Raw genomic sequence first — 16,544 nt, 5'->3', positions numbered from 1 at the left:
TATGGCAGTTATCACTTATTGTGAATCGTGCTCTACGCCACAACCGGGCGATTATCAGCCAGGGGATATATGTGTGGCTTGTGCGGGTAGCGTTCGTGTAGATGTACGCTGTGGATGGTGTGCTTCTCTTACTCCTGCTCAGGGGAATTTTTGTAGAGGATGTGGAAGTAAGGTAGTAGAAGAAAAACACTTTGGAGTAGCAAGAATTTTAAAGAGTTTAGGATATAATCAGGAGCAAATACCTGAAAAAATAAAACAGCTTTCTGAGGCAGAAATTACAAAGTATAAGGATGAGTTTTATAAAAACTATCGAGTTATACAGTATGCAAAGCAACAGTTGCAGTTGTTAGAACCCTATTTGTTATTACCTATAAATGAGGCTGTAATAGCTATGGAAACGGATCTTCTAAATTTTATTCCATATTCAAAGCAGATACTAGAAGAGTATGAAGATTTGCTAGCTGAGCCAGCTTCACTGGATTCTTTGTTAAAAGAGGAAACTTACGGTATCCATCGTATTGTTAGACAGTTAGTAAATCTAGTTCAGTTAAAACAATATCCCCTCAATGAGCAGGTCAATAGAAATATTCATTTGAAATGGGCAGATTTGACTACTGTGTTTGAATATGAATTTGTTCGTATAGAAGGCTTTTTATGGTTTGCTCATCCTAATAGTTTCCTTGGAAATTTTAAAGTGGACGAAGCCTTTGAACATCTTGAGCAAAGTTCACCAGAAAAAGATTTAGTTGAAGTTTTCGATAAATTAACTGATCGTATAAAAGGTATAAATAGACTTAAACCTTATTTAGATGTAGCTCGTCTTCATTTATATTCTTTTTTAAATCAAATAGAAGAAGAGGAGCCGACTCGTCTTTTTGATGTGATACCAGCTTATACAGCGCATACGGATTATGATCTAGCTATGAGTAGTGCACTAATCGTTGATGATCAAGATAGTTTGGCTTCATTGACAGCTAAGAATAAAGGTGCAGCAACTACAGGGTATCACTATTTGCTTTATTATGGAGAGGAGCACTTGATGCTTCAAAGCTTAAAAGAGAGTGGTTTAAATTATTATCAACTTAATGGTTTACTGCAATTTGTTGAGTATAATAAGTATTTACAAGATCAAGGAAATACAGATGTATATACGAGGCAAATAGTTGTAAATGAAGCCATCGGTTTATTGCTTCAAAAGTTTAATTCGCATTTTGTATTCGAGCGTCATACAGATACTTTTTCTGACAATGAAATACGCTTATGGGTGGATTTTATTAGTCTTTATGATCATCAGGAAGTAGAATTGGATTACTCAGGCTTTGTAAGCTTATTGATTAGCCGTAATCTTCGTCATTCTCTAATTCAATTATTAGAAGAGGCGCCAGCGCATTTAGTGTTTACAGATGAGCTTGCCAAGGAGTTATATCTTATAGGTAATGAATTTGACAATACTTTAGACGGGTTTAATCTTATTGCAGGCTGGAACAAAGTCTGTGAGTTGGAATACTTCCCTAGTGTAGATGCGGTAGATCGCATGCTTATTTTTATAGGTGATAATTATAAAAATTATACAAGTAGTGAGGAAGAGAATGGCATACGTTTAATGGTTGTTGATGTATTAAGCATATTGGTTCAAAAGAGTCCGAGACATTCTTTTAAAGTAGCTGCTAAGCTTATAGAGCTGTTGCTGATTAATGAAGACACGTCAAATACATGGTTGCCTAACGAGGAGCTTAAAAATAGTGTTTTAAATAGTCATTATTGTGTTCGTTTGGACAATGGTTCTTTTGAGAGAAGACCTTTTGCCACAACAGATGTTTTTATTAATGATTTTTTTAATGGAGAGTGGAGTGAATTTATAGCTGCGTTAAATGCTAGTTTGAGTATTGGTAACCGCTATGACTCCTCACCTTATAATATCTTCCTACTTTGGATTTGTGAATCAGGTAATCACTTCGCAGATGTGTTAAAGGCAGATATGACTTTAACAAATACTATTTCTGATGTGTTAATCGAGAGTCTTGTCGTGTTAGATCAAGGACAGGAACTGTTAGGTCTTTATGATAGTTATAAACAATACCCTTTATTGGAAGTACTTTGTGATAGTCAATGGAACTATCAACAAGCGTATTATTATAGTCGTCGCCCAGCTAATCTACCCATAGCATTGGAGTATAAAATGCATGCAGCACTTGTGTCGTGGCTATCTGTTGATATAGAGGAAAAGTTGTTGTCTGAGTTGTTTCAAAAAAATATCATTGTTCAGTTTCAACAAAAGCCAAGTGGACAATTGCCTCTATGTTTCTTGACACTATGGTTTATCTATAGCGATCGAGTAGTTTTTAAACCTTTTGTAAATCAGTTAGTTGAGTTGATTTTTGAAAATATTGAAATAGGCCCTTATGAATACAAGTTGCCTAGGTTATTAACGGCAAAAGGCGTAAATCAAGAAATGGAAGGACGAGAAATAGTCCAAACTGTTTTTCACAATACTGATCAGTGGTTAAATTGGTTAGATAATCGCACAGCTACGGGAAGTTTAAGTGAACCTATTCATCAATTTATGTTGTTGGTGTTACTTGATTTTGGAAGTGATTTAGAGGCGTTTATTCAAGCGCCACGAATTACATTCGAAGATTTAGAGATACCTACTGAAGAGCAACATAAAAGTAATAGAAGTATTCTATTTGGCTATTTAAAAAAAATGGTAGCTACATTAGATACAATCGAGGAAGTTAAATTTAAGTCGTTATACGCCAAGAAGATATTAAAGATTGTAGAAGACTTCTATTATGAGGATAATTTAGAAGATTGTATTGATATCGTAACCTTAGTGAATGATAGTTGCCATGATTTAAATGATGAGTGTGATCAAGTGGAGATTACCTTACGCATTGATAAATCAACAATAAATTGGTTTACCTTACATACTGGGTATATGGCATTGGAAGATTATTTGCTAAGTGAAGGAGAGCATGAGCGTTGGGTGAGCAAACTATTAAAAGACTATAGAAAAGATGCCTTCAGGGTAATGAAAAGTGATGAGCTGACTTCAGAGCAAGTTAGTGTTTTAGCAGATTTATTACTGCGATGTCTAGGTAAGGAACATTGGATGGTTGATATAAGTTATCAAACAGAAAAGGTCTTTAGATTGGTTGTAGATAATCTTGGCGATATGCTAGAAGAACTTCCTCCTGAGAAATTTGATCCTGAATTTGTTATTTATATTGACAATTTTATTCAAAAAAACAGTTATTGGTCAAATTACTTAGATCGTTTACAGGTGGCTGTTAGAGAGTTGAAGAAGTATCATTTTGAAGAAGTAGAGAAGCAAGAAGACTCGTTTTATGGTGATCAGCAGCAAGAGCAAATAGATGAGATCGCTAATCAAGCAATAGTAGATGAAGACGAACAGTACTTTTCTGATGAGGAACAACAAGGAGTAACTACAGTGTTGTCAGATGTGGAAATAGCAGGGCTAATGATGAGTTTTTCGATTGACAAAGAAAATTTACTAATGATTAGTTATCACTTTAATGATTACACTCGTAGCGCTATTGATAATCCAATTGTCTTTTCTCCGATATTGACCAATATGGTTGGTGTGAAGGAGTTCTTGGCTGCTAATGTTGATCAAACTATAGCGTTTTATCAAAAACTATATCTAATTGTATTAGATCCACAGACAGCCCCATCAGGTACTTATCCTTTGATAGGTGCGATGGCTCGCATGGTATTTGCTCAATTGTTACATGGTACGATGTATAGTGGAGCTTATGCTATAGGAATAGAAGCAATGGTTCAATCTGGTGTTTATACAGCCGATTATTCTCAAGCATTAAGTGTATTAGTGAATCAATTAAAAGTGTAATTATGAGTGAATGTATAGCATTAGGTAGTTTTCTTGATAATCCAAAATCTATTTCTAATGGTTTATTGTTGTATTATTTTCAAGATGTTTTATTAGACACGCCTTTCGGTTTAGATCCAAATAATGAAGAACATGTTTATGATATGCGAAGGTTTATGCAAATGCATCAAATCAAGAATAGTAAGTCGTTTCGTGTTTTCTTACATAATTTAAAAAAAGGTGAGTATTTTCATGCTAATGTAAAAGATATTATTGAAGAGATATATCACTTTGATGAGGTTGCTTTTGAAAAGCACCTAGAGCAACTAGAAGGCGCTTACTTGAAAAATAGATATCGTTTATTATATCCACAACGCTATGCTATTGTAGGTTATGGTATTTTAGGATTTAATTATGCGCTCTATAGTTTAGTTTGTAGAATAGGTGGGGTAGTGGGATATATAACAGAGAAGGAAGTTTATACTAGACATTGTGAGTTATCGGAATTCATTTCGCGTGTATTTGTAAATGGAAGAGAACTACAGGAAAATATCATGTTGGGAATTCAATTTTATGAAGCTTCTTTACAAGCAAACCCTACTAGCTTTTCTCGAAAAGGAAATTATTGGAATATAGTACGCGAGTTACAAAATGATCAGCTAAATAGTAATCCTAGTTAAAAGTAAAAAGAGAAATGAATTTTAAAGAGTTAGTTACTTTTATTGCTCAGAGTATTAATGAAAGAGATTATCAATCCTGTGAACAAGCGTTGATTGAAGGATATGAATATCTTCATCAAGAAGAGAAATCACCAGTAGAAAGCGTAGAGGAAGTTTCTTTTTATCGTTTTTATATTGAGTTTTTTACCCGATTTATTGGTTCGGATAATTTCGACTATGATAAAGTAATGCTGGCCCTTTCTGTTTTAGAGTATTATGGAGCAGAACAACTGAGAGAGTTTGAGCTTATTGGAGGGTTAGAGCAATATTGTGATATTGCATTTTATGAGCGAGCATTAGATTATCATCCTAATAGCTTAGCTCTGCTTTTAGGATACGCTAATAAGATGGAAGAGATACAAAAGTATGATGTAGCCATTGGGTGCTTACATCATGCTTTATCTGTTTATCCAGAAGCAAATAATCTTCGTCTTCGCTTATGGGATTTACAGGTGAATTATAGTAAACAACTATTAAGTAAAGAAATTCTTGAAGAAGGAGAAATTGATATTTTAGTAGATTATGCTGTGCAGACACAAGTACATAGCGTCATAGAAGATTTACTTAATCAAAGTCGTTTTAATTTATCTGATAAGCAAGTAAATGAATTATCAATAGCGCAGTATGTTGCTAAAGACATTTTTGATTTAGAGGAGTGTGTCACTTTATGGGAACAAAAGTGGAGTAAGACATTATTGAGTGCTCAAGCGGGAATATACCTAGTTGATTGTTTTTATAGCTGTGGTATGTTAGTACAGGTGGCGGAAGTTATGGAAGTAATAGCTTTTAAAGAAGTAATACCTGTTGATATGCGAGAGTTGACAGAACAATACGTTGAAGATTTTTTTAAATCTTATAGTTGTGAAGACAGAGAGTTAGTTGTGAATTATTATAACTATAAAGCACTTTATCACAAGCATCAATATGAATTAGATCTAGCCTTGAAATATGTCAATGTAGCTAAGGTAGTTGTAGAAGAACACCCTAGTATCTTATTAACAGAAGGAAGTATTTTGACCATGATGCGAAATCCTGAAGATGAGACAGCATTAGGCGTCTTGATAGAGGCCGCATATAAAGGAGCCAGTTTGCCTAACTATCTCTTAGAAATGGCTCACTATTATGACATGTTGGGAAGCTATCATGATGTTCTTAGTTTAGTGAATACCTATCATACTTATTCGCTCCCTACAGGGGAATCTTTATATCTTCAAGGAAAAGGAAACTTTGGTTTAGGTCAATACCGTCAAGCCTTAAAACCATTAGAGTCAGCCATGGATTTAAAGGAGGATAGTCCATATCGATTGAGTATTAACTTTCTTATTATGACCTTGTGTAGGTACTTGAACGATACACCTAAGTTTGTAGAAGCTTTACAATATAGACTTTCTTGTTTCCATGTTTCAAGACCAGAACATTGGGAGACGCGTAATTATTATGTAGTATTCCTTTATGAAATGAAAGCATATGAGCAGTGTGCTAAATTAATTGTTCAATTGCATCAGATTAATCAATTATCTAAAAGTAATGAGGCTATCTTGTATTACTTGGTGGATGCTGAGTATTTAAGCAGTTCTGAGATGCAACTACCTAAGGTTACAGAGGCAATGATTGTTCAAGATCCACAGGATATAGAAGACTATCGTTCGAATGCACTATATTATTGGATTATGGGTAATAATTTAGAATCGGCTAAGGCTTTCGAAGCAGCAGCTGATTTTAGCTATGAAAAAGGTTTTTATCTAGCCAGAGCTTATTGGCGTACAACTTATGATGAGTCCTTATATGAGTATTCATTAGCTTTAATAGAAAGGTTAAAAAAAGAAGACGTAACAAGTGTAGATTATCAAATGTTGTATTGGGAACAAAATATATACTTTAGAAATGATCTAGCCCAGCCAGCCTATGATAGCTTTAAAGAGTTAATTACCAAGTTTCCCGTTACCTCAATGCGCAAAGATAGCAGTGTTAGTCATTATGCAATACGACAAAAAATAAATACAGAAAAATTGGGTAATCAGTCAGAATGTAACCGATACCTTAGTATGTATACTAGTGTATTCCGAGAGAAATAAACAATTTCACTATTGTAGAACGTCCGCTGATAAAAAATAAATTATTTTTGTTTCACTTAGTTAGTGATTAATGATGAAACACTTATATTTTGGAACTGTCTCCATTGATATTACGACAGACTTGTCTAATCTAGACCAACAGTATAGTGGCTTTTTTAAAATTTTATTCTTGAAAGCAGGGAGCCAAATACAAATTGATTTTACCAATTATACTTGTGAACAAGATGCATTCTTTTTTTTTAATGAAGAACATGCCTTTCAAATTCTAGATCAATCAAAGGGAAAATTAATCTATTTTCACGCTGATTTTTATTGTGTAGAAATTCACGATCAGGAATTAGCATGTGACGGAATTTTGTATAGTAATGTATTAACAACTCCCTATGTCTATTTAAAACAAGAACAAAATGAGGTATTGTGCAATCATATTCTTGAAATTGAAAGAGAAAAAGATTTAGCAGATAGTTGGAGTGAAGAGAAAATTAGAATATTGATAAAATATATTATTATTGAGGCAACTAGGACTTGGGTAAAACGAGAAAATAACAATACGGGAGTATTATCTGAACACCAAGAATTTTCAAGAAAATTTAGTCAATTAGTTGATCGGAACTATATGAATTTACATAAGGTAGGTGATTATGCAGCACTTCTAAATGTGACTACTAATGTTCTAAATAAGCGGATAACTAAAGGCTGTGGTATTTCTCCAAGTTGCGTGATTGTTAATCGTCTTATACTACAGGCAAAGCGCTTGTTGGCTTATACTGATTTAAGTGTAAAAGAAATTGCCTTCTCTTTAGGATATGAAGATGTGTCTTATTTCAATAGATATTTCAAGATTCAAACTAGTTATACTCCCTTAGCTTTTAGACGTAATCAAGAACTGTCCAAGCGACCTTATTGAGCTACTATTATAGTATGGAGAGAATGTCCTATAATTGAGGCGTTTTCTCCATTGAGGAAAATGAGTATTACTTATACTTTTGTAGAATTAAAATGGCACTACTTTTTGTGTACAAGGATTTTAATTAACTAAAGTAATATTATGAAAGTATCAATTAAGGCAATCTGGCGAGATGATTTAAAACAAGGAAAAGGGAATTATGTGTCTGATAATCAGTTGTTGAATCAGATGAATTACTCATTTTTAAAGCAAAAGGATTATGCTGTAACACTACCAGAAGAAATGATAGCAGCGGCTTATTCTGCTTGTTTCAATATGACACTTACCCTGTTATTAACTCAAGCATCGTATAAGATAGAGGAGTTAGAAACTAATTGCGAAATCACCTACAACAATGAGGTTATCGTACAAGCTGATTTGGAAATTATGGCAGTCATTTCAGGATTAGATAATACTATTTTTCAGCAAGTAGTAGCGCAAGCAAAACAAATGTGTCCAATTGGAAACAGTTTTAATTTTCCTACAATTTACAGAGCATTACTGAAATAGTCATGTTTGTTATTTTCAACACCAAAACAGATATAATAGCATGAAAGATGGACGTAATAAGCAAGTGAAGTTCGGCAATGAAATAGGAGCTGAACAAATTCAATATTATACAAGTACTATAATAGACGCTTTTTTGCAACGTAATTATTTTTCTACCCAATTAAATGAATGTCAGCTTTTTATTGAAGTTCAACCCAGCGGGATGGGGTGGGAATCTTTACTTATAACCTTTGAAACAGTAGGGATATTCTTAACTGCTGAAACAGTAGGGATAAACGGTTACTCAACTAGTAAACGAATGGGGTATAGCGTTGATATTGGGATTGTTGTAGATCAATATTGGCCAAAAACTAAGGTGCTAGAATTGGTTGAGATTATAGATTTAGGGGTGAATTATTCAGATAACCCAAAGGTGTTAACTATGATTGAGGGACTAATAAAAAAACTAAATTAATATAGCATATAGAATGAATTTATCAGAATTACTTATTAAAGATAATGAAGCACTAGCTTTTGAAGATGTATTTTTGGATGAAAAACAGCGTATAATACTCGATCAGTTGGTAAAAGAATATACCTATTTTTCGGAACTGACAGATTTAGGACTTCCTGTTAACAATAAAGTATTTTTACACGGAAGTTCAGGTTGTGGAAAGACAACTACTGCTAAAGCTCTTGCCAAGAGACTCAATAAAACAATTATTATTTTAGATTTGAGTACAATTGTTTCGGCAAAATTAGGAGAAACTTCTCAACATATTAAGCTAGTGTTTGAAAAAGCAAGTAGAGAACGTGCTGTTCTATTTCTAGATGAATTTGATCAAATAGGTAAATCTAGGGCTGTAGATGATAAAGATGTGGGCGAGATGAGAAGAATCGTCAATACCCTCATTCAATTAATCGATTACTTTTCACCTAACTCAGTTTTAATATGTGCCTCTAATCACGCTGATATCATTGATCAAGCACTAATGAGAAGGTTTCAACTACGACTAAACTATGAGCTACCTTCTCAAGAGCAATTAGATAATTATTACGATAGATTAATTTCTAATTTTCCTTCTCATTTTGCTTTATTTAAGAGAAAATATAATGTTTCTTATGCAGAGGCTAAGGATTATGCTCTTACTAGTATAAAAAAACAGGTGATTAATCAATTGGAAGCTAGAGATAAGATTTAATTATAAACAGAGAGTTTACATAGCTAAATTATTTGTTAAGCGACAAGTTATTTGTTTTGTTGTAATTTTAACGCATAATAGATAAAAGATTGATGTTAAAACAAATTATTATATGTAGCGTTTTCTTGTTATGTACACTGGTTCATGCACAGAAAAATGATACACTTTATACTAAGCTTATTGATGATTTTCAGTTAGTCAGTCCAGAAAAGGCAAATTTTTATAAAGTGATAGGGCCGATGGATAAGCAAGGGTTTAGTGCTGTTGAAGATTATACTATTGAAGGATATATTGTATCCAAAGGTTTTGCAAGAAGAGATATGCTCCGTTTTATTTATAAAGGAGAGCGTTTTTTTTATGGTCATGATGGTGAGGTTACTGGAGTATACAAATATGATGACAAAGGAAATCAATACAGTATTGAATCATTCGATTCATTGAAGAAAAAGTCTTATCGTTTAATTACTAAAGAAGGGAAGCCTTTTGCAGGAGAAATCTATGATCTAGGTGTTTTGTACACTTATGAAAAAGGTAAACAGATCAAAGTAACTTGTTATTATAATAATAGTACCCAGCCATATGCAATTAAGAAAGTAGATACCATACAGTATTTTGACATGAAAGGCGATGTAGTAGGAAAGCTAAATTATGCAACAGATAATGGTGAGTTTATACCTCTTAACGGTGATAAATATGAGTACAAACAAGGAAGATTTGTCAGTTATTTAAAATATCAAGATAGAGCGATTGTTTATCAAGGGAAGTTTAACTTGGAAGCTAAAGCAGTTTTTCAATTGCAGCATGAGGTGTTTTATAAAAATGAAAAGTACTATAAGGAAAATGTATATTATACTGATGGAAAGCTCAGAGTAACAAACTGGTATAGTCAAGATAATTTAAATGTTTTGATAAGTAGTGATTATTACAACCAGAATGAAGAGTATTTAGGTACATATAATGAACAAACAAAAACAGGTGTAAATGTTTATTTCTATGATGATTTTTTTATCAAACAAATAAAAACTGAGAAAGAAGGAAGGGTTTTAAAGGAAATTAATTTTTTGAAAGAGACTGAGCCCGTTGTAAAAACAAGAATACACTATAAATTAAGTGAAATTGATTATACTCAAGGACAGGGATGGTTTTATGATCAAAAGGGTGAGTTAATTTCTAGTGTCGAGTATAAAGATGGGATTCCTTGGAATGGAACTACTTACGAATTTTCTGATGGTAATGTAGTCATTAGTCCTTATGTCAATGGATTTATAGATGGTATTCAAGAGATTTATGCAGATTATCCTAATACACCTTTGATTCTACGAAAGAATGTATATAAAGACAAAAAACTTCGTTTGGAGCAATGGTATGAACAAGGGGAGCTGTTACAGGAATTAGAATATGCTTTAGCGAATGAGGCAAATGCTATCGATGAATTGATAAGTAAAGGAAAGAAATATATTGTCTATCGCGATGGACAGCCGTATCACGGAAGTGAAACTACGGAGGAATTAAGTCATATACGCGAAGATATTTATCGCAAAGGCAAAAAGATTGAAACTACCTATACAGCGCACAATGGATTAGTGTTTGCTAAAGAGTATTTTTTTGCGGATTCAAAAATAAGACGAATCTTCTATAATGATCAAGGAAGAGAGATTATTAGTTATGAAGTTCAGTTTGAGCGATTGAATGGTGACTATAGCTATACTGATAAAAATGGGATTACCTATAAAGCAACTTTTCAGAAGGGTTACTTAATATCAGGCGAGGTATTATATAACTATATAAATGAAGATGATCAGCATAACTTGTATTATATATATGTTAAAAGACTTGGTAGTAAGGTGGATATAAAATTAAAAGATGTGAGTGAGAATAAATGGTTAAATGAGCAAACTATTAGTACAGAGGATATTGTTTACCCAAATATTTCATTATTAGCGGCTCCTATTGATGCTCAGTTCTTATACTTTGATTCAGAGTACCGTTTTTTATTTACTGATTAATTGATAATAAATAGTTTAAACTGTTTGTTTGGTTAATTGTTTTTTCAAGATTAAAAGATATGTTTTTGAATTATTTTGTGTTTTGATATTTATTTCTGATTAACGTATTTTTACCTAATAGTAAAAAGTAAGTATTATATGAAAAAAATGTTTTTAGGCCTTTTCGCCTTGTTTATTATGACTTCTTGTTCTACCGAGAGCAATGATGCTGTAAATGTTGGTAAAGAAACTCCTGAAGTACCAGGTGAAGTGGTGACTACTCCTTTTGTGGAAGGAAAGATGGTTATGAGTATTTATACTAAGGGAATAAATGTCGGTGGACTATTGGATAAAATAGATTATTCAAAAGGGGACGTATATGGACAGTTCCAAACACTAATGACAAATTTGCCAAAAGATGAAAATCCTTTTTTAGCATGGGGAGATTTATTTGATAAGAAACCTATGGCTGCTTTTGCATTAATGATGAGTATGACCAAGGCAGATTACTATGTGAAAAATAGTACAGTCTTAGCTAAAGCGAAGGGAGCAACTTGGCAGATGGATCATTTTCACAGTGAAGATCAAGATCAAGCGTCTGTTTACTTAAAAGCAATGGCTCCTGCTACTGATATGCCAGTTGAAAATCAAACAGCTTATGCTATATATACACCTTCTAAAGGAGAAACTTATACAGAAGGTAGTACTATTGACTATAAGGAGTTTAATAGAAGAAAATTAGATAAGGTAGCTTATGTAAGCAATTATGCTTGTGATGTGATTGAATATACACGAATTAAAGCGCCTTCTGATCCAAATAATGAGTTTTCATTTGGTTATAACAAGTTGTTGGTTTATATTTCTCCACTGTTTGACAAGACTATAAACTTTACTCATTCTACATATCTTCCAGAGGATGGAGGTATTTTGAAAATTGAAATGTATGTAGATGGAATAGAAGAGCCTTTTATGGTTTTTCAACCTGAAAAAGTAGAAGTCAAGACCATTGCAGATAGTGAATTAGAGACTAGAGTTTCTACACCAGTTTATGCTATTGACGATTTAGAATTTAGTGCTAAGGTACTTGGAATTATGTTTGCTCCTACAGATGAGCAAACTGAAGAACCTTTTCTTGCAAGTAAATCCTTGTAATTAGGTATTCTGCATATATTCTGTTTTCATAGGGTAAGCTAAGTAAGAAGTGAATAACTAGTTTTTTAACTTCTAGTTATCTTTTTAAATAGTTTTTTTTCAGTTAGAAGTCTAATTGTTTTTTAGACTAATCTTCATTAGTGAACCACTTCACTAAATCAGTATATCCATCGGTGATGAGGTTGTTGTAATATTTAGGGTTCATATTTGCTCCACTGAATTTACTGATAGTATATTGTAATTTTTTTAATTTAAGTGATCTAAATGATGCAGGAATAGGTTCGCTGAAATTACATCCTTCAATACTAAGACGTTCAAGATTTTTAAGGTCTAATAAAGAGTTTGGTAGTCCTTCTGTATCAAAGTTGGTAAGGTGTAGTGTACGCAATTCTTTAAACTGACCGATATAGGTTGGTATCATGTCTATTTGATAGCCAGATAAGTATAGTTCTTGCAACGGTAAACATGTAAGTTCTTGAGGTACGTAGCACAAGGAGTCGTTAGTTCCTTGAAGCCTAAGTTTTTTAAGTTTAGGATATTTGACCAAAGCATTCGCACCAGCTAATCCAAATTCATAACATAAAGATAGATCAACAACCTCTAAATTTGGAGCATCTAATCCTTCTAGTGTAGGTATTTTTGAATAAGATAAATCAACTATTTTTAAATAAGGTAATTCAACAGTGGGGAAATGATCATATCCTCTTAATTTAATAGATTCTATTAAAGGACTGTTTCTTAAGAGTTGATCTAAGTTATCAAGCTCAACGTTTTCTAATTGTAAGGTGTGCAATTTAGTCTCTTGATCCACAGATAAGCAAGGACAACTATCAGGTAAGATTGCGTTACTGTTTATTTTTAAAATTTTTAGGTTTTCACAATTAACCAGCACATTAGTCAATAGACCTATTGGCAAATTGGTGTCCAAACTAATAAGCGTATAAGGCTTAACCATTAAGTTAGTGATATCATTTACTTCATAAGTATCGTTTTTTAAAGGAAAGTATGTGAAGTTTTCTACGGATAGATAGCTGAATAAATCGCTGTGCTTTTCAACTTTGCAGTTTTCAATAGAGGCTTTACCAACGCATATAATTTTGTTAGATACTTTAATTTCAGCACAGTTTATGATTTTTAGTACATCTATTACACTGGGAAGAAAACAAGTGTCTATTATTAGTTTATTAGATTGTTCTATAGTTACAGACATCAGCTTTTCAATACGTCCGATTGATTTAGGTAGTTGCACTGTTTGGTAGTTAAAAAAACTAAGGTGTTTAAGCGAGGTACATTGTTCTATATTTTGCGATAAAGAGTTATCACCAATTAAATTTTCAAATGTAACGGTCGTTAGTTTATTGAATTTAGACCATGGCACTTTTATTTCCGTTAGGTTTTCCATATTGGAAAAGCTCAATTTATCTAAGTTAGGAAAAGACTCAGGGTTTTGAGATAGATATAGTAGTATTGCCTGGTCTGAAACTACTAGGTTTGTCAGTGAATCAAAAGTATATTGTTGTTCTAAGTTGATCAATTCTCCAGAAAAACAAGTAATCTTACCATTAAAAATTACCTTAGGATGAATTAGCTGGAGTCTATCATTTTTCCAAAGGCTCAACACAGTTAGGCTAGGTACGTTTAACTTGTCACTTATCGTAGTAAAATCTGGACATTTCATGATTTTAATTTTGTTCAGCTCAGGAAGTGTATTTAGTTCTTCTCCAATGGAATTAAGAGTGCTTACTAAAGAAAACTCAATCGTTTCTATACTTCTAGGCAGGGTAGGTAGTGTTGGAGTAGGCCAATTGGTGTTCATACACTTTAAAGACCTTAGAGCAGTTAGTTTTGTAAAGTCAAATTTGATATGTGTTAATTTAGGAAGCTCCAATTCCAAAGACTGTAGTGTCGTTATGTCTTCTATTGATTTTGGAAGTTTAGTATATTCTCCTTCTATGCTTAAGTGTTCAAGTTGAGTAAATTTGTCAAAAACATCAGGTAGTCCTTGTTCAAAGTTTAAGGTTTCAATATTGATAATTCTAACTGAGGGGAACCTCCCTAGTAGTATTGGATTTTGAATCAGAGTAGTTGGGTCATGACTATCCCTAACGTCAAGTACATCAAACCCTAGTTTACTATACATAAAATCAACATCTAAATCATCCGATATATTTGCATATTCTAATAAGGTATTTAAAACCTCGTACCATTGGGGAATACCAATTGACTTGATTAGTTTTTTTCGAATTTTGAAGGCTTTAATAACTTTCTCACTAGCATTTTGCTCTAAAGTTTGTCTGATTTCTTTAACTGTGTTTGTGTCTTTGCTACATTTTCCAATCAAAAATAAATCATTGATATAGTCTTTAGGAAAGTTAGTTTGACTTTGAATAGTAGCATAGTATTCAGGTAATGATTCAATAAACTTATACATATTATTTTTTTTTTCTTTTTTTGTTTCTGATTTTAAAATTATTTTTGGATTTTGAGTAATAGTATAAATCAGTTAATGGTAAAAAATATTTATGGATCAAAGTAAATATTTTGTTTAGACATATTATTCACTGAATTAGGTGATATTAATACAGGAGTTAGAAAGAAGTAGGTCGATCTTTTTGAGTTTTTATTTAAACTATATTATTGATATATAATATATTATTTAGGGTGTGATTTTTAAATAGTGGTACATCTAGTATGGTGTATAAACAAAGAAAAATTTAATAAAAATGGGGAGTTTATTTAGAAATGTGGGTTATGTTATAGCTATTGTTTTAACAGTGCTTTGTGTCTTGGGAATGCTACTTAGTTTCTTGGACTTTAGTAGAACAAATGAACGGGCTGCAGCCAATATAATATCTTATATTGCTGCTCCTGTGTTATTTTTGATAATAGTAATTATTACTTGTACTATTCTAATGATTGTTAATCTTATTGACGGACAAACTTTATTTTATGATTTTAATCGTTTTGTCAAGTTTTTTAGGTATTCAGGTTTAATCGTAGCAGTTTTATTTTTATTAAGTTTATTTAAGCTATAGTAGTAAAAAAGAGAAAGCCCAAAAGACTTTCTCCTTTTAAAGACAACTAGTAAATAAGGAGAACTAGTTTAGTGCTGTAAATCTCTAATATTGAATAAAATTATTTTTATCTAATTTAGAATTACAGTAGTAAAAATAAAGAATGAGATTTCTCACATTCAAAAATAGTAAAATTAATAGGTTAATGGTATTAATTACTGTTTTTTATTGAAATAATTTTGTGAATCAAAAAATACGCTAAAATGAAATTTAAAATTATGTTTTTGTTAAGTTTATGCTATACCATTTTATTAGCAAGTTGTGGTTATAAGAGTACAATTCAGGATGTAGTGCCTAAACATGATACTTTTAAACTAGAATCAAATCAATTAAAAGAAGAAAGAACTATTAATGTATGGACACCAAAAAATTATGAGAATACTCAGGATTCTTTGCCCGTAATCTATATGGCTGATGGAGGAATAGGAGAGGATTTTCCTCATATCGCATCTACCATAGAAGAGCTTATAAATGAGCAAAAAATTCCTGCTGTAATCTTAGTTGGAATTGAAAATACACAAAGAAGAAGAGATTTGACAGGATTTACAACTGTTGCAAAAGATAAAGAAATTGCACCCGAGGTAGGAGGTTCTAATCAGTTTAGAGCCTTTATTAAAGAAGAGTTATTTAAGGAAATCGATAAAAGATATAGAACCAAAGAAGAAAAAACGATATTAGGAGAATCTGCTTCAGGTTTGTTTGTGATGGAAACCTTTTTTGTTGAACCCGCCATGTTTGCAAACTATATCGCCTTTGACCCTTCATTATGGTGGAATAATCATTATTTAGTTAGAACCGCAAAAGCTAGTTTAGATCAAAATAGTGCGGTAAAAAGAAAGCTTTGGTTTGCAGGATCGAATGCTGCTGATATTTCTCCCTATACAAATAAGTTAGCTACTATTTTAGCAGAAAATGAAAATAAAAATTTAGTGTGGCACTATGTAGATGAGCCAAATGAAGGACATACAACTATATTTAGAGCAACTAAAAAACAAGCCCTAATTTGGATATTAAATAATTAAAATAGCAGTAGTTTAGCATTTTATAATAAG

12 protein-coding genes are annotated in these 16,544 nt (G+C 32.3%); 11 read left to right on the top strand and 1 reads right to left on the bottom strand.

Going from position 1 to position 16,544, the window contains the following annotated elements; genetic code table 11:
• Position 1 precedes the first annotated feature (1 nt).
• From MODO_RS15995 to MODO_RS15955, 9 genes are all read left to right on the top strand, one after another.
• A complete protein-coding gene (locus MODO_RS15995; RefSeq protein ID WP_059051419.1) occupies positions 2-3,871 on the top strand; it encodes a hypothetical protein in 3,870 nt (1,289 codons plus the stop codon).
• A gap of 2 nt (positions 3,872-3,873) precedes the next feature.
• A complete protein-coding gene (locus MODO_RS15990; RefSeq protein WP_059051417.1) occupies positions 3,874-4,530 on the top strand; it encodes a DUF1266 domain-containing protein in 657 nt (218 codons plus the stop codon).
• 14 nt (positions 4,531-4,544) lie between these two features.
• Positions 4,545-6,644 (top strand): hypothetical protein, encoded by a 2,100-nt coding sequence (locus MODO_RS15985; RefSeq protein ID WP_059051415.1) that lies wholly within the window; start codon positions 4,545-4,547, stop codon positions 6,642-6,644.
• A 70-nt stretch (positions 6,645-6,714) separates the two neighbouring features.
• The gene (locus MODO_RS15980) at positions 6,715-7,551 is read left to right on the top strand and encodes a helix-turn-helix domain-containing protein (protein WP_006266550.1); all 837 of its coding nucleotides are present in this window, start codon (positions 6,715-6,717) and stop codon (positions 7,549-7,551) included.
• A 141-nt stretch (positions 7,552-7,692) separates the two neighbouring features.
• Entirely contained in the window at positions 7,693-8,100 is a 408-nt protein-coding gene (locus MODO_RS15975) for an OsmC family peroxiredoxin (RefSeq protein ID WP_059051413.1), read from the top strand.
• Positions 8,101-8,140: 40 nt separating this feature from the next.
• Complete coding sequence (locus tag MODO_RS15970) at positions 8,141-8,554, top strand: hypothetical protein (RefSeq protein WP_059051411.1); 414 nt, start codon at positions 8,141-8,143, stop codon at positions 8,552-8,554.
• A gap of 13 nt (positions 8,555-8,567) precedes the next feature.
• Positions 8,568-9,281 (top strand): AAA family ATPase, encoded by a 714-nt coding sequence (locus MODO_RS15965; RefSeq protein WP_006266553.1) that lies wholly within the window; start codon positions 8,568-8,570, stop codon positions 9,279-9,281.
• A 92-nt stretch (positions 9,282-9,373) separates the two neighbouring features.
• On the top strand, positions 9,374-11,287 hold the full coding sequence (locus MODO_RS15960; RefSeq protein WP_059051409.1) for a toxin-antitoxin system YwqK family antitoxin: 1,914 nt from the start codon (positions 9,374-9,376) through the stop codon (positions 11,285-11,287).
• Positions 11,288-11,425: 138 nt separating this feature from the next.
• Entirely contained in the window at positions 11,426-12,418 is a 993-nt protein-coding gene (locus tag MODO_RS15955) for a hypothetical protein (protein ID WP_059051407.1), read from the top strand.
• 127 nt (positions 12,419-12,545) lie between these two features.
• Here the strand turns inward: MODO_RS15955 and MODO_RS15950 are convergent, their stop codons facing one another.
• Positions 12,546-14,849 carry a leucine-rich repeat domain-containing protein gene (locus tag MODO_RS15950; protein WP_059051406.1) on the bottom strand — a complete coding sequence of 768 codons (2,304 nt, stop codon included), beginning with the start codon at positions 14,847-14,849 and terminating at the stop codon, positions 12,546-12,548.
• Between the two features lie 292 nt (positions 14,850-15,141).
• Between MODO_RS15950 and MODO_RS15945 the strand changes: the two genes are divergently transcribed.
• The gene (locus tag MODO_RS15945) at positions 15,142-15,453 is read left to right on the top strand and encodes a hypothetical protein (RefSeq protein ID WP_006266559.1); all 312 of its coding nucleotides are present in this window, start codon (positions 15,142-15,144) and stop codon (positions 15,451-15,453) included.
• A gap of 242 nt (positions 15,454-15,695) precedes the next feature.
• On the top strand, positions 15,696-16,514 hold the full coding sequence (locus MODO_RS15940; protein ID WP_059051404.1) for an alpha/beta hydrolase: 819 nt from the start codon (positions 15,696-15,698) through the stop codon (positions 16,512-16,514).
• Positions 16,515-16,544: the final 30 nt, after the last annotated feature.

Origin of the sequence: Myroides odoratimimus (genome assembly GCF_001485415.1) — a bacterium.
Lineage (GTDB): Bacteria > Bacteroidota > Bacteroidia > Flavobacteriales > Flavobacteriaceae > Flavobacterium > Flavobacterium odoratimimum.
The sequence above is the reverse complement of the archived record's forward strand: the minus strand, read 5'-3'. Positions and strand labels throughout refer to the sequence as shown.